20 protein-coding genes are annotated in these 19,726 nt (G+C 59.8%); 15 read left to right on the plus strand and 5 right to left on the minus strand.

All coding sequences use genetic code 11. From position 1 onward, the window contains the following. Positions 1-17 precede the first annotated feature (17 nt). Both recO and pdxJ read left to right on the plus strand, forming a co-directional pair. Positions 18-704 carry a DNA repair protein RecO gene (gene recO, locus ACYZT9_RS06065; RefSeq protein ID WP_462008991.1) on the plus strand — a complete coding sequence of 229 codons (687 nt, stop codon included), beginning with the start codon at positions 18-20 and terminating at the stop codon, positions 702-704. A gap of 51 nt (positions 705-755) precedes the next feature. Beyond that, a complete protein-coding gene (gene pdxJ / locus ACYZT9_RS06070) occupies positions 756-1,499 on the plus strand; it encodes a pyridoxine 5'-phosphate synthase (RefSeq protein WP_462008992.1) in 744 nt (247 codons plus the stop codon). Between the two features lie 124 nt (positions 1,500-1,623). On the opposite strand, the gene mltF is transcribed toward pdxJ, so the two are convergent. After that, positions 1,624-3,084, minus strand: coding sequence for a membrane-bound lytic murein transglycosylase MltF (gene mltF, locus ACYZT9_RS06075; protein ID WP_462008993.1), 1,461 nt, complete (start codon positions 3,082-3,084; stop codon positions 1,624-1,626). A 274-nt stretch (positions 3,085-3,358) separates the two neighbouring features. Between mltF and purL the strand changes: the two genes are divergently transcribed. Both purL and ACYZT9_RS06085 read left to right on the plus strand, forming a co-directional pair. After that, positions 3,359-7,255, plus strand: coding sequence for a phosphoribosylformylglycinamidine synthase (gene purL, locus ACYZT9_RS06080; RefSeq protein ID WP_462008994.1), 3,897 nt, complete (start codon positions 3,359-3,361; stop codon positions 7,253-7,255). Positions 7,256-7,260: 5 nt separating this feature from the next. Then, positions 7,261-7,572, plus strand: coding sequence for an NGG1p interacting factor NIF3 (locus ACYZT9_RS06085; RefSeq protein WP_462008995.1), 312 nt, complete (start codon positions 7,261-7,263; stop codon positions 7,570-7,572). A 185-nt stretch (positions 7,573-7,757) separates the two neighbouring features. Here the strand turns inward: ACYZT9_RS06085 and ACYZT9_RS06090 are convergent, their stop codons facing one another. Further along, on the minus strand, positions 7,758-8,261 hold the full coding sequence (locus ACYZT9_RS06090; RefSeq protein ID WP_462008996.1) for a L,D-transpeptidase family protein: 504 nt from the start codon (positions 8,259-8,261) through the stop codon (positions 7,758-7,760). 52 nt (positions 8,262-8,313) lie between these two features. Continuing rightward, positions 8,314-8,865 carry an NUDIX hydrolase gene (locus ACYZT9_RS06095; protein ID WP_462008997.1) on the minus strand — a complete coding sequence of 184 codons (552 nt, stop codon included), beginning with the start codon at positions 8,863-8,865 and terminating at the stop codon, positions 8,314-8,316. A gap of 146 nt (positions 8,866-9,011) precedes the next feature. On the opposite strand from ACYZT9_RS06095, the gene ACYZT9_RS06100 reads away from it, so the two are divergent. From ACYZT9_RS06100 to purT, 4 genes are all read left to right on the plus strand, one after another. Continuing rightward, entirely contained in the window at positions 9,012-9,611 is a 600-nt protein-coding gene (locus tag ACYZT9_RS06100; RefSeq protein ID WP_462008998.1) for a CoA pyrophosphatase, read from the plus strand. Between the two features lie 53 nt (positions 9,612-9,664). Then, positions 9,665-10,189, plus strand: a complete 525-nt coding sequence (locus ACYZT9_RS06105) for a gamma carbonic anhydrase family protein (protein ID WP_462008999.1) — start codon at positions 9,665-9,667, stop codon at positions 10,187-10,189. Continuing rightward, complete coding sequence (locus tag ACYZT9_RS06110; protein ID WP_462009000.1) at positions 10,186-10,401, plus strand: DUF1289 domain-containing protein; 216 nt, start codon at positions 10,186-10,188, stop codon at positions 10,399-10,401. Before ACYZT9_RS06105 ends, ACYZT9_RS06110 begins: the two co-directional genes overlap by 4 nt. A 110-nt stretch (positions 10,402-10,511) precedes the next feature. Continuing rightward, on the plus strand, positions 10,512-11,693 hold the full coding sequence (gene purT, locus ACYZT9_RS06115; protein ID WP_462009001.1) for a formate-dependent phosphoribosylglycinamide formyltransferase: 1,182 nt from the start codon (positions 10,512-10,514) through the stop codon (positions 11,691-11,693). A gap of 219 nt (positions 11,694-11,912) precedes the next feature. On the opposite strand, the gene ACYZT9_RS06120 is transcribed toward purT, so the two are convergent. Then, positions 11,913-13,148: a transporter associated domain-containing protein gene (locus ACYZT9_RS06120; RefSeq protein WP_462009002.1), complete on the minus strand. Its 1,236-nt coding sequence runs from the start codon at positions 13,146-13,148 to the stop codon at positions 11,913-11,915. A gap of 12 nt (positions 13,149-13,160) precedes the next feature. Further along, the gene (locus ACYZT9_RS06125; RefSeq protein ID WP_462009003.1) at positions 13,161-13,973 is read right to left on the minus strand and encodes a cytochrome C assembly family protein; all 813 of its coding nucleotides are present in this window, start codon (positions 13,971-13,973) and stop codon (positions 13,161-13,163) included. 195 nt (positions 13,974-14,168) lie between these two features. Here ACYZT9_RS06125 and ffh point away from each other — a divergent pair, with 195 nt between their 5' ends. The 7 genes from ffh to dsbC all read left to right on the plus strand — a co-directional run bounded on the left by ffh (position 14,169) and on the right by dsbC (position 19,726). After that, entirely contained in the window at positions 14,169-15,545 is a 1,377-nt protein-coding gene (gene ffh, locus ACYZT9_RS06130; RefSeq protein ID WP_017340267.1) for a signal recognition particle protein, read from the plus strand. A gap of 249 nt (positions 15,546-15,794) precedes the next feature. After that, positions 15,795-16,046 carry a 30S ribosomal protein S16 gene (gene rpsP, locus ACYZT9_RS06135; RefSeq protein WP_007944872.1) on the plus strand — a complete coding sequence of 84 codons (252 nt, stop codon included), beginning with the start codon at positions 15,795-15,797 and terminating at the stop codon, positions 16,044-16,046. A gap of 5 nt (positions 16,047-16,051) precedes the next feature. Beyond that, the gene (gene rimM, locus ACYZT9_RS06140; protein ID WP_007944873.1) at positions 16,052-16,588 is read left to right on the plus strand and encodes a ribosome maturation factor RimM; all 537 of its coding nucleotides are present in this window, start codon (positions 16,052-16,054) and stop codon (positions 16,586-16,588) included. A 2-nt stretch (positions 16,589-16,590) separates the two neighbouring features. Further along, positions 16,591-17,343, plus strand: coding sequence for a tRNA (guanosine(37)-N1)-methyltransferase TrmD (trmD, locus tag ACYZT9_RS06145; protein ID WP_007897583.1), 753 nt, complete (start codon positions 16,591-16,593; stop codon positions 17,341-17,343). A 45-nt stretch (positions 17,344-17,388) separates the two neighbouring features. Then, the gene (gene rplS, locus ACYZT9_RS06150; protein WP_003175895.1) at positions 17,389-17,739 is read left to right on the plus strand and encodes a 50S ribosomal protein L19; all 351 of its coding nucleotides are present in this window, start codon (positions 17,389-17,391) and stop codon (positions 17,737-17,739) included. A 99-nt stretch (positions 17,740-17,838) separates the two neighbouring features. Continuing rightward, positions 17,839-18,735 carry a site-specific tyrosine recombinase XerD gene (xerD, locus tag ACYZT9_RS06155; protein WP_214380867.1) on the plus strand — a complete coding sequence of 299 codons (897 nt, stop codon included), beginning with the start codon at positions 17,839-17,841 and terminating at the stop codon, positions 18,733-18,735. A 259-nt stretch (positions 18,736-18,994) separates the two neighbouring features. Continuing rightward, complete coding sequence (dsbC, locus tag ACYZT9_RS06160) at positions 18,995-19,726, plus strand: bifunctional protein-disulfide isomerase/oxidoreductase DsbC (RefSeq protein ID WP_462009004.1); 732 nt, start codon at positions 18,995-18,997, stop codon at positions 19,724-19,726.

Below are 19,726 nucleotides of genomic sequence, written 5' to 3' on the forward strand. Positions count from 1 at the left end.
TGAGAAAGCTGACTTTCATGTCTCAAGCTCCCCCCGGCCAACCCGCCTACGTCCTCCACTCCCGCGCCTACCGCGAAACCAGCGCGCTGGTGGATTTCCTCACGCCGCAAGGTCGGCTGCGGGCGGTGTTGCGCAGTGCGCGGGGCAAGGCGGGGACGCTGGCGCGGCCGTTTGTGCCGCTGGAAGTCGAATTCCGGGGACGTGGGGAGTTGAAGAATGTCGGGCGTATGGAAAGCGCCGGCGTTTCGACCTGGCTCAACGGCGAAGCGCTGTTCAGCGGTCTCTATCTCAACGAGTTGCTGATTCGCCTGTTGCCATCCGAAGATCCCCATCCCGCTGTCTTCGATCACTACGCCGCAACTTTGCTTGCGCTGGCCGAAGGTCGTCCGCTGGAACCCTTGCTACGTTCTTTCGAATGGCGTTTGCTCGACGATCTCGGTTACGGCTTCGCATTGAGCAGCGACATCCACGGCGAACCCATTGCCCCGAACGGTCTCTACCGTTTGCAAGTGGACGCCGGTCTGGAGCAGGTCTACCTGCTGCAGCCCGGTCTGTTCCATGGCACAGAGTTGCTGGCCATGGCCGACGCCGACTGGTCTGCGCCCGGTGCACTGTCCGCCGCCAAGCGTTTGATGCGTCAGGCACTGGCCGTGCATCTGGGCGGGCGACCGCTGGTTTCCCGAGAGTTGTTTCGAAAGCCGTAAATTCTCCCTGTATGCTGTGCACCGAACTTTCCCCTCTTCAGGAGCGCTTCCGTGACCACCAGCAATCGCATTCTTCTTGGCGTGAACATCGACCACGTTGCCACCCTGCGTCAGGCCCGGGGCACTCGCTATCCCGATCCGGTCAAGGCCGCACTGGACGCGGAAGAGGCGGGCGCTGATGGCATCACCGTGCACCTTCGCGAAGACCGTCGACACATTCAGGAGCGTGACGTGCTGCTGCTCAAGGATGTGCTGCAAACCCGCATGAACTTCGAAATGGGCGTCACTGAAGAAATGATGGCGTTCGCCGAGCGCATCCGTCCGGCGCACATTTGCCTGGTCCCGGAAACCCGTCAGGAACTGACCACCGAAGGCGGCCTGGACGTGGCAGGGCAGGAGGCGCGGATCAAGGCCGCCGTGGATCGCCTGGCGAAGATCGGTTGCGAAGTGTCGCTGTTCATCGATGCGGATGAGCGGCAGATCGAAGCGTCCCGCCGCGTAGGTGCCCCAGCGATTGAATTGCACACCGGCCGTTATGCGGACGCCGAGACGCCAACGGACGTGGCTGAAGAGCTCAAGCGAGTGGCGGATGGCGTGGCGTTTGGTCTGGCCCAGGGGCTGATCGTCAATGCCGGCCACGGTTTGCACTATCACAACGTTGAAGCGGTCGCTGCGATCAAGGGCATCAACGAACTGAACATCGGCCATGCGCTGGTGGCGCATGCGTTGTTTGTCGGGTTCAAGTCGGCGGTGTCTGAAATGAAAGCATTGATTCTGGCCTCCGCAAAAGCCTAAGCCGCACACAAAAAATTTGTGGGAGCGAGCTTGCTCGCGATGAGGTCATTACAATTCAGCAGAGATGTTGACTGTCAGGCCGCTATCGCGAGCAAGCTCGCTCCCACATTTGTTTTGTCTGATGTCAGAGCTGCGGGGATTCCTGGTTCGACTTGGTCTTGTCGACCCCCGGTACATGCAGATTGCCTTCGGCCACCTGATTGCCTTCGAGCTGCGGTTGCGTCACCCACGTCAGGATGTCGTAGTAGCGACGGATGTTCGCTACAAAATGCACGGGCTCGCCGCCACGGGCGTAGCCGTAGCGCGTCTTGCTGTACCACTGTTTCTGCGACAGGCGCGGCAGGATCTTTTTCACGTCCAGCCACTTGTCCGGGTTCAGCCCTTCCTTCGCCGCCAGTTTGCGCGCGTCATCCAGGTGACCGCCGCCGACGTTGTAGGCCGCGAGTGCAAACCAGGTGCGATCCGGTTCCTGGATCGATTCGTCCAACTGATCCTTTATGTACGCCAGGTACTTGGCGCCGCCCATGATGCTTTGTTTGGGGTCCAGTCGATTGGACACACCCATGGCCTGCGCGGTGTTCTGGGTCAGCATCATCAAGCCGCGTACGCCGGTCTTAGACGTGACAGCGGGCTGCCAAAGGGATTCCTGATAGCCGATGGCCGCCAGCAGGCGCCAGTCGACTTTCTCTTTCTTGGCGTAGGCCTTGAAGTGTTGCTCGTACTTGGGCAGTCGTTGCTGCAAGTGCTGGGCGAAGGTGGTGGCGCCCATGTAGCCGAGCACATCGACGTGACCGTAGTACCGGTCTTTCAGGCGTTGCAACGTGCCGTTTTTCTGCACCTTGTCGAGATAATCGTTGATCTCGTTGAGCAAGCTGTTGTCGTCGCCGGCGGCCACGGCCCAGCTCTGGTTGCTGGCGTCACCCAGGTCAAAGGCGACCCGAATGTTGGTGAAATAGACCTGGTTCATCGCCACTTCGTTGGAGTCGACCAGGGTCAGATCGATCTGGCCTTCATCCACCATGCGTAGCAGGTCGACGACTTCAACGGCGTCGGACTCTTCGTATTCAATGCCGGGAAATTTCTGTTTCAGCGCCGCCAGTTGCCCGGCGTGGGTGCTGCCCTTGAGCACCGTGATCTTCTTGCCGACCAGATCTTTTGCATCAGTCGGCCGCGACTGGCCGTTGCGATAGATGACTTGCGGGGTGACTTCCAGATAGGTGTGGGAGAACCGCACCTGCTTCTTGCGCGCTTCACTGCTGACCAGACCGGCCGCAGCGATCACCGGCCCGTTGGGCTTGCCCACCTGATTGAACAGGTCGTCGAGGTTGTCAGCGGTTTCGATCTTGAGTTCCACCCCCAGATCTTCGGCGAAGCGCTTCACCAGCTCGTATTCGAAGCCGGTTTCACCGTTGCGATCCTGAAAGTAGGTGGCGGGGCTGTTTCGGGTAACCACCCGCAGCACGCCATCCTCCTTTACGCGCTCGAGCGTGTTGGGTTTATCAACACAGCCACTGAGCACCAGGAAGAGTCCGGTTGCGATCAGCCATTTGGCGTACCGCGGACGCAAAGCCGTAGGGGAAAACATCTGCGCAGTATACGCAAAGGACCACGAGCGCCATATCTCGACAGCGAAGGGCTTGTCTGCTAGGGAGCTAAAAACCAGGCTGAAGCCCGCAGGAATGGGCTCGAACGGTATTTGGTGACACAAAAAATAACACTTGGCGGACCTCTGTTTCAGGCCCGAATTCCCGGCCCGACGTTCGGGTGCGGCCGTGCGTACCGTTTCGGGTGATGTCGCGGGCGGTTTAGGCTAGAATGCACGGCCTCAAAGCACACCCCTTCCCGAGGCTGTCCCGAAGATGTTGATCCTGCGCGGCGCTCCTGCCCTTTCTGCCTTTCGCCACAGCAAACTCCTTGAGCAACTGAGCCAGAAGGTCCCGGCTGTCAGCGGCCTGTATGCTGAATTCGCTCACTTCGCCGAAGTGACCGGCGTCCTGACCGGCGACGAACAGCAGGTGCTCGCGCGCCTTCTGAAGTACGGTCCAAGCGTTCCGGTACAAGAGCCGACCGGTCGCCTGTTCCTGGTGTTGCCGCGTTTCGGCACCATCTCGCCGTGGTCCAGTAAAGCCAGCGACATCGCTCGCAATTGCGGCCTGAGCAAGATCCAGCGCCTGGAGCGCGGCATCGCGTTCTATGTGGCCGGTCAGTTCAGCGACGCCGACGCGCAGCTGATCTCCGATGCGCTGCACGATCGCATGACTCAGATCGTACTCGGCAACCTCGAACAGGCCGCCGGCCTGTTCAGCCACGCCGAGCCGAAACCGCTGACCGCGATCGACGTGCTGGGCGGCGGTCGCGCCGCGCTGGAAAAAGCCAACACCGAGCTGGGCCTGGCCCTTGCCGAAGACGAGATCGACTACCTGGTCAATGCCTTCCTCGGCTTGAAGCGCAACCCCCACGACATCGAACTGATGATGTTCGCCCAGGCGAACTCCGAGCACTGCCGTCACAAGATCTTCAACGCCAGTTGGGACATCGACGGTCAGAGCCAGGAAAAAAGCCTGTTCGGCATGATCAAGAACACTTACCAGATGCACAGCGAAGGCGTTTTGTCCGCTTACAAGGACAACGCCTCGGTGATCGTCGGTAACGTTGCCGGCCGTTTCTTCCCGGACCCTGAAACCCGTCAGTACGGCGCGGTGCAGGAACCGGTGCACATCCTGATGAAAGTCGAAACCCATAACCACCCGACCGCGATTGCCCCGTTCCCGGGTGCGTCCACCGGTTCCGGTGGCGAGATTCGCGACGAGGGCGCAACCGGTCGTGGTGCCAAGCCAAAGGCCGGCCTGACCGGTTTCACCGTATCGAATCTGCAGATCCCGGGCTTCGAACAGCCGTGGGAAGTGCCGTACGGCAAGCCTGAGCGCATTGTTACCGCGCTGGACATCATGATTGAAGGCCCACTGGGTGGCGCCGCGTTCAACAACGAATTCGGTCGTCCGGCCCTGACCGGTTACTTCCGTACCTTCGAACAATCGATCACCACCCCGCGTGGCGACGAAGTTCGCGGTTACCACAAGCCGATCATGCTGGCTGGCGGCATGGGTAACATCCGTGCCGAACACGTACAGAAAGGCGAGATCACTGTCGGCTCCAAGCTGATCGTGCTCGGCGGCCCGGCGATGTTGATCGGTCTGGGCGGCGGCGCGGCTTCCTCCATGGCCACCGGCACCAGCTCGGCTGACCTGGATTTCGCTTCTGTTCAGCGTGAAAACCCTGAGATGGAACGTCGCTGTCAGGAAGTCATCGACCGTTGCTGGCAACTGGGCGACAAAAACCCGATCAGCTTCATCCACGATGTGGGGGCGGGCGGTCTGTCCAACGCCTTCCCGGAACTGGTCAATGACGGCAACCGTGGCGGCCGCTTCGAACTGCGCAACATTCCAAACGACGAGCCGGGCATGGCCCCGCACGAAATCTGGAGTAATGAATCCCAGGAACGCTATGTTCTGGCGGTGGGGCCTGCGGACTTCGAACGCTTCCAGGCGATCTGCGAACGCGAGCGTTGCCCGTTCGCCGTGGTCGGTGAAGCCACTGCCGAGCCGCAGCTTACTGTTACGGACAGCCACTTCGGCAACAGCCCGGTAGACATGCCGCTGGAAGTGCTGCTGGGTAAAGCCCCGCGTATGCACCGTTCGGCTGTTCGTGAAAATGAACTGGGCGACGATTTCGATCCGAGCACGCTGGACATTGCTGACTGCGTCGAACGTGTTCTGCATCACCCGGCCGTGGCGAGCAAAAGCTTCCTGATCACCATCGGCGACCGCACCATCACCGGCCTCGTGGCCCGTGACCAGATGGTCGGCCCGTGGCAGGTTCCGGTGGCCGACGTTGCCGTCACCGCCACCAGCTTCGACGTCTACACCGGCGAAGCCATGGCCATGGGCGAGCGTACTCCGCTGGCACTGCTGGACGCTCCGGCGTCGGGCCGCATGGCCATCGGCGAAACCCTGACCAACATCGCTGCGTCGCGCATCAACAAGATCTCCGACATCAAACTGTCGGCGAACTGGATGTCCGCCGCCGGTCACCCGGGTGAAGACGCGCGCCTGTACGACACCGTGAAAGCAGTCGGCATGGAACTGTGCCCTGATCTGGGCATTACCATTCCGGTGGGCAAGGACTCCATGTCCATGGCCACGCGCTGGAACGACAACGGTGAAGACAAGACCGTCACCTCGCCAATGTCCCTGATCGTGACCGGTTTCGCGCCAGTGGCTGACATTCGTCAGACCCTGACGCCGGAATTGCGCATGGACAAGGGCACCACCGACCTGATCCTGATCGATCTGGGCCGTGGCCAGAACCGCATGGGCGCCTCGATCCTGGCCCAGGTTCACGGCAAGCTCGGCTCGCAAGCGCCGGACGTCGATGATGCCGAAGACCTCAAGGCCTTCTTCGCCGTGATCCAGGGCCTCAACGCCGACGGTCACCTGCTGGCTTACCACGACCGTTCCGACGGTGGTCTGTTGACCAGCGTTGTGGAAATGGCCTTCGCCGGCCACTGCGGTCTGAGCTTGAACCTCGACGGTCTGGCGGAAACTTCTGCCGACATCGCCGCGATCCTGTTCAACGAAGAACTGGGCGCCGTGATTCAGGTTCGTCAGGACGCCACCCCGGACATCCTCGCGCAGTTCAGCGCTGCAGGCCTGGGCGACTGCGTGTCGGTGGTCGGTCAGCCGATGAACAACGGCGAGATCAACATCACCTTTAATGGCGACACCGTCTTCGAAGGTCAGCGTCGTCTGCTGCAACGTCAGTGGGCCGAGACCAGCTACCAGATCCAGCGTCTGCGCGATAACGCCGACTGCGCCGAACAAGAGTTCGACGTGCTGCTGGAAGAAGACAACCCGGGCCTGAGCGTCAAGCTGAGCTACGACGTCAACCAGGATGTCGCCGCGCCTTACATCAAGAAAGGCATCCGCCCACAGGTTGCCGTGCTGCGTGAGCAGGGCGTCAACGGTCAGGTGGAAATGGCGGCCGCGTTCGACCGCGCCGGTTTCAACGCGATCGACGTGCACATGAGCGACATTCTGGCCGGCCGTGTCGACCTGAACGAGTTCAAAGGTCTGGTGGCGTGCGGCGGTTTCTCCTATGGCGACGTGCTGGGTGCCGGCGAAGGCTGGGCCAAGTCCGCGCTGTTCAACAGTCGTGCTCGCGATGCTTTCCAAGGCTTCTTCGAACGCAACGACAGCTTCACCCTCGGCGTGTGCAACGGTTGCCAGATGATGTCCAACCTGCACGAGCTGATCCCGGGCAGCGAGTTCTGGCCGCACTTCGTGCGTAACCGTTCCGAGCAGTTCGAAGCCCGCGTGGCAATGGTTCAGGTCCAGGAGTCGAACTCGATCTTCCTGCAGGGCATGGCCGGTTCGCGCATGCCGATCGCCATCGCACACGGTGAGGGCCATGCCGAGTTCGAAAGCGAAGAGGCACTTCTGGAAGCCGATCTGTCGGGTTGCGTGGCGCTGCGTTTCGTCGACAACCACGGCAAGGTCACCGAAAACTACCCGGCCAACCCGAACGGCTCGCCGCGCGGGATCACCGGCTTGACCAGCCGCGACGGTCGCGTGACGATCATGATGCCGCACCCGGAGCGCGTGTTCCGCGCCGTGCAGAACTCGTGGCGTTCGGAAGACTGGAACGAAGACGCACCGTGGATGCGTATGTTCCGTAATGCTCGCGTGTGGGTGAACTAAGCGTCGTGTACAAGCTCGGATTTTTTGTTCCCGACAGCCATGTCGAAATGGTCAAAAGCGCCGTATTCGCTGCCGGTGGCGGGCGGATCGGCGCTTATGATCACTGTTCATGGCAGGTGTTGGGCCAGGGCCAGTTTCGCCCACTGGACGGCAGTCAGCCGTTCATTGGCGAAGCGGGGCAGGTCGAACAGGTCGAGGAATGGAAGGTTGAGCTGGTGGTGGCGGATGAGTTGATCGTGGCCGTGGTGGCCGCGTTGAAACTCAGCCATCCCTATGAGACGCCGGCTTATGAGGTGTGGCGGCTGGAGGATTTTTGATCTTTCCAGGCTGCTGAAATGAAAAAACCCGCTGATTTCGTCAGCGGGTTTTTTATTGCCTGGGCGGGCCTCTTCGCGAGCAAGCCCGCTCCCACACTGGTTCTGTGTCGTACACGGATCAAATGTGGGAGCGGGCTTGCTCGCGAAGGCGGACTATCCGACGCCAACGTTTCAACCTTTGCGGGCTACGGTCGGATTTCGATCATCGTGCCGTCCGGCACCAGGTTCCAGATTTCACGCATGTCCCTATTGCGCATGGCGATGCAGCCGTCGGTCCAGTCCAGGGTGTGGAACAGGTCTTCAGGGGTCTCTTCAGTGTCCGGCGTACCGTGGATCATGATCATGCCGCCGGGCGCGACGCCTTCGCGGCGTGCGCGAGCGGAATCGGTGATGTTCGGGTAGGAGATATGCATCGACAGATTGAAACGATCGCTGGTCTTGCGCCAGTCGATCCAGTAGAAGCCTTCCGGCGTGCGTTTGTCGCCTTCCATCAGTTTCGGCCCCTTGGGGCGTTTACCCAGGGAAATGCGATAGGTCTTGAGCGGCTTGCCGTCGGTGATCAATTGCAGTTGGTGGGTCGATTTTAGAACCAGGATTTTTTCGATGACTTTGCCATCCAGGGTTTCCGCAACGGAAGCCTGTGACAGGGCAACGAACGACAAGCAAAACACGGCAAGCAACCAGCGCATTGAAACGATATCCCTAAAAGGTGTCGCGGCTATTTTATTTATAGAAGTTTTTTTAAGTAATGGCAGGCTGAGCAAGCGGCGGGATCGACTCGGACCGCACGGGGTAGACCTCGGTCCGCCGGTCAGCGAAGAAGCATTCTAAGGTACGGCCCACCGTGCGGAAAGCCAGGTCGGACCACGGGATGTCGGCTTCGTCGAAAAGAGCCACTTCCAGGCTCTCGGGGCCTGCGGAAAAATCCAGGTCCACCAGCTCCGCGCGAAAGAACACATGCACCTGACTGATGTGCGGCACGTCGATCAACGTATAGATGCTCAGGTTGCGCACCCGCGCACAGGCTTCTTCAGCCGTTTCACGAATGGCCGCTTGCTCGATGGTTTCGCCGTTCTCCATGAAGCCGGCGGGCAGGGTCCAGTAGCCGAGCCGTGGCTCGATGGCACGTCGGCATAGCAACACTTTCGAGCCCCAGGTCGCCACGCAGCCGGCGACGATATTGGGGTTCTGGTAGTGAATCGCGTGACAGCTGTCACAGACAAAACGCAGACGGGAATCGCCTTCCGGAATGCGTTGGTTCACCGGGTTGCCGCACTGGCTGCAAAATTTCATGCTTGGGTTCCTGAATGCTGCGCCTATCTTGGCGTGCGGCGGTGTCTGTCGGCAAGTTGTCGTTTAGCGACACGTGGCAGTTCGGGGGTTGGGTGGTCGATGTGATTGGTGCATGATGCAAAGTAGAGAACAAATCGAGAAGACTCATGCTGGACGAGCTACTGCATCGAGTAAGCAACCACACTCCACGCACACTGGAAACCGACAAGCGTTTCCCTGAGGCTGCGGTACTGGTGCCCATCACTCGCAGTGATGAACCGGAACTGGTTCTGACCCTGCGCGCCAGTGGGCTCTCGACCCATGGCGGTGAAGTCGCCTTCCCTGGCGGACGACGGGATCCTGACGACCCGGACCTGATTTTCACCGCGCTGCGTGAGGCCGAAGAAGAAATCGGCCTGCCGCCCGGGCTGGTCGAAGTCATCGGCCCGCTGAGCCCGCTGATTTCCTTGCACGGCATCAAGGTCACGCCTTATGTCGGTGTGATTCCGGATTTCGTCGAGTACCGGGCCAACGATGCCGAGATCGCAGCCGTGTTCAGCGTGCCCCTGGAGTTCTTCCGCAAGGACCCGCGCGAACATACCCATCGCATCGATTATCAGGGGCGCAGTTGGTACGTGCCGAGTTATCGGTATGGCGAATACAAGATCTGGGGCCTGACGGCGATCATGATCGTCGAGTTGATCAACCTCCTCTATGACGCCAAGATCAGCCTGCATCAGCCTCCCAAGAGTTTTATCAATACCTGAAGCCATCGCTCGATGGCGTGAGATTGCGGCTGCCTGAGCCTGAGGACAACACGATGAAATACCGCCTGGGCGACGCCCGCGTCGACACTCATCCGCAGAGTTGGGTCGCCCCCAACGCCGTGCTGGTGGGCAAGGTCAAACTGGAAGAGGGCGCCAACGTCTGGTTCAACGCGGTGCTGCGTGGCGACAATGAATTGATCCTGATCGGCAGGAACAGCAATGTCCAGGACGGCACCGTGATGCACACCGACATGGGCTACCCGCTGACCATCGGCACCGGCGTGACCATCGGCCACAACGCCATGCTTCACGGCTGCACCGTCGGCGATTACAGCCTGATCGGCATTAACGCGGTGATCCTCAACGGCGCGAAGATTGGCAAGAACTGCATCATCGGCGCCAACTCGCTGATCGGTGAAGGCAAGGAAATTCCGGACGGTTCGCTGGTCATGGGTTCGCCCGGCAAGGTTGTTCGTGAGCTGACCGAGCCGCAGAAAAAAATGCTCGAGGCCAGCGCCGCGCACTATGTGCATAACGCCCAGCGTTATGCACGCGATCTGGCAGAGCAGGAAGAATGAGCACGCCCGAACGCCCGGTACGCTCGCCCTGCGTGAATATCTGTGCGCTGGACGACGATGACATTTGCACCGGGTGTCAGCGCACGGTGGAAGAGATCACGCGCTGGAGCCGGATGGACAACGCAGAGCGCCGTCTGGTGTTGGGGTTGTGCCACGAGCGGGCGAAATCGAGCGGGTTGCTCTGGATGATCGGCAACAAATCCAACAGTTGATCGCTCCTACAGCCAAACCCTCGGGTTCATGTAAAATGCCGCGCTTTCTCCCCATGGGAAGCGCGCATGGCGCTGCGCCCCTAGATGATCCGCTCCTTCGAGGACCTGAGATGACCCGTATCGGAACTCCATTGTCGCCAACCGCGACCCGCGTATTGATGTGTGGCTGTGGCGAGTTGGGCAAGGAAGTGGTGATCGAGTTGCAACGCCTGGGCGTTGAAGTGATTGCCGTGGATCGCTATGCCAACGCGCCGGCGATGCAAGTCGCCCATCGCAGCCACGTGATCAACATGCTCGACGGCGCCGCCCTGCGTGCAGTGATCGAAGCCGAGAAGCCGCATTTCATCGTGCCGGAAATCGAAGCCATCGCCACGGCGACCCTGGTCGAACTGGAAGCTGAAGGCTTCACCGTGATCCCGACCGCGCGCGCCGCGCAGTTGACCATGAACCGTGAAGGCATCCGTCGCCTGGCCGCTGAAGAGCTGGACCTGCCGACCTCGCCGTACCACTTCGCCGACACGTTCGAGGATTACAGCAAGGCCGTTCAGGACCTGGGTTTCCCCTGTGTGGTCAAACCCGTGATGAGTTCGTCGGGCAAAGGCCAGAGCCTGCTGCGCAGCGCAGACGATGTTAAAACCGCGTGGGATTACGCCCAGGAAGGCGGCCGCGCCGGTAAAGGTCGGGTCATCATCGAAGGCTTTATCGACTTCGACTACGAGATCACCCTGCTGACCGTGCGTCACGTCGGCGGCACCACGTTCTGTGCGCCGGTCGGTCACCGTCAGGAGAAGGGCGACTATCAGGAATCCTGGCAGCCGCAAGCCATGAGCCCGGTTGCCCTGGCGGAATCCGAGCGCGTGGCCAAAGCGGTCACTGAAGCCTTGGGCGGTCGTGGTCTGTTTGGTGTCGAGTTGTTCATCAAGGGCGATCAGGTGTGGTTCAGCGAAGTCTCGCCGCGCCCGCATGACACCGGTCTGGTGACCCTGATTTCTCAGGACCTGTCGCAATTCGCGCTGCACGCGCGGGCTATTCTGGGCCTGCCGATTCCATTGATCCGTCAGTTCGGGCCTTCGGCATCGGCGGTGATTCTGGTGGAAGGGCAATCGACTCAGACTGCATTTGCTAACCTGGGGGCTGCGTTGAGCGAGCCGGATACGGCGTTGCGCCTGTTCGGCAAGCCGGAGGTGAATGGTCAGCGGCGGATGGGTGTGGCGCTGGCGCGGGATGAGTCGATCGAAGCTGCTCGTGCCAAGGCGACCCGTGCTGCTCAGGCTGTTGTAGTCGAGTTGTAAACGAGGCGCGCCCTTCGCGGGCAAGCCTCGCTCCTACAGATCCAGTGTGATCTCCTGTAGGAGTGAGGCTTGCCCGCGAAGCTTTATCCCCGTTGGGCAGCGAGGCACGCCCCATGACTTCAAGTGAGGTTTTCCAGGCAACCCGGTTGCAGAGATTTTGGCGCTGCTTCGCAACGCAACCGGGATAAATCCCCTCGCCACAGGGGAATTTGTCCGGCTTTAGATAATGGCTGGAACAGTGCTGGTATGCCAGATCAACACACGGCTGACACGATTGTCTTCCGTCTCCAGAATCTCCAGCCGATAACGCCCGATCTTCAGGCACACCGCGCTGTCCGGAATTGTCTCCAGTGCCTCGGTCACCAGTCCGCTGAGGGTTTTCGGGCCATCGCTGGGCAAGTGCCAGCCGAGGCTTTTGTTCAGGTCGCGTATCGATGCCGCCCCATCGATTACCAGTCGTCCATCGGCCTGCGGATGGATGTGCGGGTTGTCCAGGCTGTGCTGGCTTTCGAATTCGCCGACGATTTCTTCGAGAATGTCTTCCAGGGTGACGATGCCGAGCACTTCGCCGTACTCGTCGACCACCATGCCCAGTCGTCGCTGCTGCTTGTGGAAGTTCAGCAGTTGCAGTTGCAGCGGGGTGCTTTCCGGCACGAAGTACGGATCGTGACAGGCAGCCAGCAGCGCTTCGCGAGTCAGGTGCCCGTCGGGCAGCAGGTGGCGGATCTGTCGGGTGTTGAGCACCGCTTCGACCTGATTGATGTCACTGTGGAAAACCGGCAGGCGCGTGCGCCGATTGGTACGAAGCTGCTCGAGGATTTCTTCGATCGAGTCGTCCAGGTTGATCCCGTCGACATCACTGCGCGGCACCAGAATGTCGTTGACCGTGATGTTGTCCAGCGCGTGGATGCCCGACACAGGGTGCGGACGACAGACAGGGTGTTCAAGGTCGTCGGGCCGCTCATTCGTCGTTTCGTCTTCGCTCTGCTGCACCACGTTGGCCTTGCGGGCAAACGGGCGCATCAGCAACTGGCTGATGCCGTTAAGCAGCCAGGCGGCCGGGTAGATGATTTTCAGTGGTGCGCCAAGCAAGATGTTGCCCAGGGCCAAAATCGCGTCCGGGTAGCGGGCGGCGAGGGTGCGCGGCAGGTAGTCGGCGAATACCAGTAATATCGCGCCAGCGCCGATGCAGGCCACCCATGGGCCATTTTCGGACCACGTGAAAATCGCCAGCAAGGTGCTGATGACTGCCACGAGCGCGCGGCACAGGGTGTTACAGAAAATCAGGCTGTCGAGCGGAAAACTCAGCTTCGCCACCGGCTTGTCGCTGGCGCGTGTGGCCGTGCGCTGTGCCAGCAAATGCTGTTGCGCAGCCTCGATGGCAGTAAACAGCCCCGACCATAAAATCAGCAAGGCCACCACTGCGAGCATCGGCCCTATGGGCAAGTCGTCCATTTATGCCGCCCGTCAGATGTGCAGGATGTATTCACGGACCAGCTTGCTGCCGAAATACGCCAGCATCAGCAGGCAGAAACCGGCGAGGGTCCAGCGAATGGCCTTGTGTCCGCGCCAGCCGAGGCGGTTACGACCCCAGAGCAGCACGCTGAAGACGATCCAGGCCAGGCACGCCAGCAGGGTTTTGTGCACCAGGTGCTGGGCGAACAGGTTTTCGACGAACAGCCAGCCAGAGATCAGTGACAGTGACAACAACGTCCAGCCCGCCCAGAGGAAACCGAACAGCAGGCTTTCCATGGTTTGCAGTGGCGGGAAGTTCTTGATCAGCCCGGACGGGTGCTTGTGCTTGAGTTGATGGTCCTGAACCAGCAACAGCAGGGCCTGGAACACCGCGATGGTGAACATGCCATACGCGAGGATCGACAGCAGGATGTGCGCGAGGATGCCCGGCGCTTCATCGATGATCTGCACCGTACCGGCCGGGGCAAACTGCGCCAGCAGCACGGTGGCGGCACCCAGCGGGAACAGCAATATCAGCAGGTTTTCCACCGGAATCCGTGAGCAGGCCAGCAGCGTCAGGGCGATGACCGCCGCGGCAATCAGGCTGGCGGCGCTGAAGAAGTCCAGGCCCAGGCCGATTGGCGTCAGCAGATGGGTAAACAGGCTGGCGCTGTGAGCCAGCACGGCCAATACGCCGAGCGTGACGAGCAGGCGTTTGTTCGCCTTGGCGCCAGTGGCCAGGCGAGTGCCCTGATAGATTGTCGCAGCGGCATATAAGCAGGCGGCGGCGAGAGTGGTCAGCAAACTGGGTGACAAGGGGAGCATAAATCCTGTTAGGCAAGCCCGAAAGGCGCTGAGTTTGGCATAGAACCCACATCGCACGAAAGTGCGAGGTGTCCGCCAGTCGCAGTCTTCGCTATAATCCGCGACCTGCCCACGCCGCAGGCTCGCCGAGCACATGTTGATTCCGGTCTGGGCCGCCATTATCCCGGTCTACACAGGGCCTGAAAGGATCGCGCAATGTTTGAAAACTTAACCGACCGTCTCTCGCAGACGCTGCGCCATGTCACCGGCAAGGCCAAGCTGACCGAGGACAACATCAAAGACACCCTGCGCGAAGTGCGCATGGCGTTGCTCGAAGCCGACGTCGCCTTGCCGGTGGTGAAGGACTTCGTCAATTCGGTCAAGGAACGCGCCGTCGGCACCGAGGTGTCGCGCAGCCTGACGCCGGGCCAGGCCTTCGTGAAGATCGTCCAGGCCGAACTTGAAAGCCTGATGGGCGCGGCCAACGAAGACCTGAACCTGAGCGCCGTTCCACCAGCCGTCGTATTGATGGCCGGTTTGCAGGGCGCGGGTAAAACCACCACCGCCGGCAAACTTGCGCGCTTCCTTAAAGAGCGCAAGAAGAAGTCGGTCATGGTCGTTTCCGCGGACGTCTACCGTCCGGCGGCGATCAAGCAGCTGGAAATGCTCGCGGGTGAAGTTGGTGTGACCTTCTTCCCGTCCGACCTGAGCCAGAAGCCGGTCGAGATCGCGCAAGCGGCTATTAAAGAAGCCAAGCTGAAATTCATCGACGTGGTCATCGTCGATACCGCCGGTCGTCTGCACATCGATGAAGAGATGATGGGCGAGATCAAGGCGCTGCACGCCGCGATCAACCCGGTCGAAACGCTGTTCGTGGTTGACGCCATGACCGGTCAGGACGCCGCCAACACGGCCAAGGCCTTCGGCGATGCACTGCCGTTGACCGGTGTGATCCTGACCAAGGTCGACGGCGATGCCCGTGGCGGTGCCGCGCTGTCGGTGCGCGCCATCACCGGCAAGCCGATCAAGTTTATCGGTATGGGCGAGAAGAGCGAAGCGCTCGAACCGTTCCACCCTGAGCGTATCGCGTCGCGCATCCTCGGCATGGGCGACGTGCTCAGCCTGATCGAACAGGCCGAAGCGACCCTCGACAAGGACAAAGCCGACAAGCTTGCTAAAAAATTGAAGAAGGGCAAGGGCTTCGACCTTGAAGACTTCCGCGATCAGTTGCAACAGATGAAGAACATGGGCGGCCTGGGCGGCCTGATGGACAAGCTGCCGAACATCGGCGGTGTGAATCTGGCGCAGATGGGCAACGCCCAGGGCGCAGCCGAGAAACAGTTCAAGCAGATGGAAGCCATCATCAATTCCATGACGCCGGCCGAGCGCCGCGACCCTGAGCTTATCAGCGGTTCGCGCAAACGCCGGATCGCTATGGGTTCCGGTACCCAGGTGCAGGACATCGGTCGCTTGATCAAGCAGCACAAGCAGATGCAGAAGATGATGAAGAAATTCTCCGCGAAAGGCGGAATGGCCAAAATGATGCGCGGCATGGGCGGTATGTTGCCCGGCGGCGGCATGCCGAAAATGTAAAGAATCTGCGCAGGGGCTTGCTCCTGCGTCGCCCACAGCAATGTGGGATCCCCAGCAAACCCGCACTTGGCGGGAGCTGACTGGCCGTTTTCAACGACGGCTCTATAGCAAATCTGGATGGCGTCCGATAGGCCGCCGGAAAAAGTCATTTGCAAAAGTCCGGATATTCCTTAGAATATGCGGCCTTTCGGGCACCTATGCCCGCTGTGCCTTTAGATTTGCAGCACCGACTACAGGAACGATGTTCACATGCTAACAATCCGTCTTGCCCTTGGCGGCTCCAAAAAGCGCCCGTTTTACCACTTGACCGTAACCGACAGCCGCAACCCGCGCGACGGTTCGCACAAGGAACAGGTTGGTTTCTTCAACCCTGTTGCTCGTGGTCAAGAAGTCCGTCTGTCCGTGAACCAAGAGCGCGTAGCCTACTGGCTGAGCGTTGGTGCACAACCTTCTGAGCGTGTTGCTCAGTTGTTGAAGGACGCTGCTAAGGCTGCGGCCTGAGCAATATGAACGCGACGCCAGCTGTTGCTGATGATTTGATCGTTATCGGCAAAATTTATTCTGTTCATGGCGTTCGCGGCGAAGTGAAGGTGTATTCCTTTACTGATCCAACTGAAAACCTGTTGCAGTACAAAACCTGGACGCTCAAGCGCGAAGGTAATGTGAAACAGGTCGAGCTGGTCAGCGGACGTGGGAACGACAAGTTCCTGGTCGCAAAGCTCAAGGGTCTTGATGATCGTGAAGAAGCGCGTCTTCTGGCTGGTTATGAGATCTGCGTGCCACGCAACCTGTTCCCTGAACTGACCGACGGCGAGTACTACTGGTACCAACTGGAAGGTCTGAAGGTTATTGATCAACTTGGGCAATTGCTCGGGAAAATCGATCATCTTCTGGAAACCGGCGCCAATGATGTGATGGTGGTCAAGCCTTGCGCTGGCAGCCTGGATGATCGCGAACGCCTGTTGCCCTATACGGAACAATGCGTGTTGGCCGTTGACCTTGCGGCAGGCGAGATGAAGGTGGATTGGGACGCGGACTTCTAAGCGTGGCTAACTTGCGCGTAGAAGTGATCAGTTTGTTTCCCGAGATGTTCTCCGCCATCAGCGAGTACGGCATCACCAGTCGGGCGGTGAAACAGGGGCTCTTGCAGCTCACCTGTTGGAACCCGCGAGACTACACGACGGATCGGCATCACACTGTGGATGATCGCCCATTTGGCGGTGGTCCGGGCATGGTGATGAAGATCAAGCCCCTGGAAGATGCTCTGGTTCAGGCCAAGGCAGCAGCCGGGGAGGCGGCGAAGGTGATTTACCTGTCCCCCCAAGGCCGTCAACTGACTCAGTCGGCGGTACGCGAGTTGGCGAATCTGGATGCATTGATCCTGATTGCCGGCCGTTATGAAGGCATTGACGAGCGTTTTATTGATGCTCATGTCGATGAAGAGTGGTCGATTGGCGACTATGTACTGTCTGGCGGCGAGCTGCCGGCGATGGTCCTGATCGATGCGGTTACACGACTGCTGCCTGGAGCTTTAGGGCATGCGGACTCCGCCGAGGAAGATTCCTTTACGGATGGTTTGCTGGATTGCCCGCACTACACCCGACCGGAGGTGTATGCGGATCAGCGTGTTCCCGACGTGTTGCTAAGTGGCAATCACGCGCATATCCGGCGTTGGCGTTTACAGCAGTCCCTTGGTAGGACCTTTGAACGACGCGCCGATCTTCTGGAAAGCCGCTCGCTTTCTGGAGAAGAGAAGAAGCTGCTCGAGGAATACATCCGCGAGCGGGACGATAGTTAACAACGTATCGATGGTAAATCCGACGATTTACCTTAGGAGCACAGCATGACTAACAAAATCATCCTTGCACTCGAAGCAGAGCAGATGACCAAAGAAATCCCTACCTTTGCCCCGGGCGACACCATTGTCGTTCAGGTGAAAGTGAAGGAAGGCGACCGTTCGCGTCTGCAAGCGTTCGAAGGTGTTGTTATCGCCAAGCGTAACCGCGGCGTCAACAGTGCTTTCACCGTTCGTAAAATCTCCAACGGTGTTGGCGTAGAGCGTACTTTCCAGACCTACAGCCCGCAAATCGACAGCATGGCCGTTAAACGTCGCGGTGACGTACGTAAAGCCAAGCTGTACTACCTGCGTGACCTGTCCGGTAAAGCAGCTCGCATCAAGGAAAAACTGGCTTAAGTCCAGCTTCCGATGCAGAAAAAAGCAGCCTACGGGCTGCTTTTTTGTTGCCTGCGATTTATCTTCCTTGGCCGTACTGTCGGTCTTGCCTGAGTTTTTATGCCCGCCATCGATCATCCTTTGATAGACCAGTTTCTCGACGCGCTGTGGCTGGAGAAAGGTCTTTCCGATAACACCCGCGATGCCTACCGCAGCGACCTGGCCTTGTTCAACGGGTGGCTGCAGGAAAAGGGGCTGGAGTTGATCAACGCCGGGCGTGATTTGATCCTCGATCACCTGGCCTGGCGTCTGGAGCAGAACTACAAGCCCCGTTCCACTGCAAGATTTCTCTCCGGCGTGCGCGGCTTTTATCGCTATCTGCTGCGGGAAAAATTGATCGCGGTCGATCCGACGTTACGAGTCGATATGCCTCAGCTCGGTAGGCCGTTACCGAAATCCTTGTCAGAAGCCGATGTGGAAGCGCTGCTGAAAGCGCCCGACTTGAGCGAAGCCATCGGCCAGCGTGACCGCGCCATGCTCGAAGTGCTTTACGCCTGCGGCCTGCGGGTGACGGAGCTGATCAGCCTGACCCTGGAGCAGGTCAACCTGCGCCAGGGCGTGCTGCGGGTGATGGGCAAGGGCAGCAAGGAGCGGCTGGTGCCAATGGGCGAGGAAGCGATTGTCTGGGTCGAGCGTTACATGCGCGACGCGCGGGGCGAACTGCTCGGCGGGCGTCCCAGCGATGTGCTGTTTCCCAGTCAACGCGGCGAGCAGATGACTCGCCAGACGTTCTGGCATCGCATCAAGCATCAGGCCAAAGTCGCGGGGATCGGCAAATCGCTGTCGCCGCACACCTTGCGCCACGCCTTCGCTACGCACCTGCTCAACCACGGTGCCGACTTGCGGGTGGTGCAAATGCTCCTCGGCCACAGCGACCTGTCGACCACCCAGATCTATACTCACGTCGCCCGCGCACGTTTGCAGGACTTGCACGCCAAACATCACCCTAGAGGCTGACCAGTTCCTGTAGGAGCGAGCTTGCTCGCGAAAAACGTCTGGATAACACGTTCATTCAGGCAGCACGCGTTATCGTTGGCGACCATCGCGAGCAAGCTCGCTCCTACAGAAAAACGATCGCACAACCCTTGTATCACCCGCATTCGGCCACACAGCCCTTATGTGGTAGGCTTTGCCGGTTTGCACGATGGGCGGTTATGACCCGGTGTTTCGGCACTGGCGTTCTGATCGTCCCATTTGTCCGCCTTCAGGAGTTCTCATGCGTCTGACCCAGATTTTCGCCGCCGCAGCCATTGCGTTGGTCAGCACCTTTGCCGTCGCCGATGACGCGGCCGACAAAGCCATTCGTAAAAGCCTGGAAAACCTCCAGCTCGAAGTGCCGGTAGAAAGCATTTCCGCCAGCCCATTGCCTGGCCTGTACGAAGTCAAACTCAAGGGCAGCCGTGTGCTTTATGCGAGCGCCGACGGCCAGTACGTGGTTCAGGGCTACATGTTCCAGCTCAAGGACGGCAAACCGGTCAACCTGACCGAGAAGACCGAACGCCTTGGCATTTCCAAACTGGTCAACGAAATTCCGGTCGCGGAAACCGTGGTGTACCCGGCCATCGGCGAAACCAAATCGCACATCACCGTGTTCACCGACACCACCTGCCCGTACTGCCACAAACTGCACGCCGAAGTGCCTGAGCTGAACAAGCGCGGCATCGAAGTGCGTTACGTTGCGTTCCCGCGCCAGGGCCTGGGTTCGCCGGGTGACGAACAGCTGCAAGCGGTCTGGTGCTCGAAAGACAAGAAAGCGGCCATGGACAAAATGGTCGACGGCAAGGAAATCAAGGCCGCCAAATGCGATAACCCGGTTTCCAAACAGTTCGCCCTCGGTCAGTCGATCGGCGTGAACGGCACACCGGCCATCGTTTTGGCTGACGGTCAGGTCATTCCGGGCTACCAGCCTGCGCCGCAAGTCGCCAAACTGGCGCTGGGCGCGAAGTAA

The organism is Pseudomonas sp. ZT5P21 (assembly GCF_054897785.1).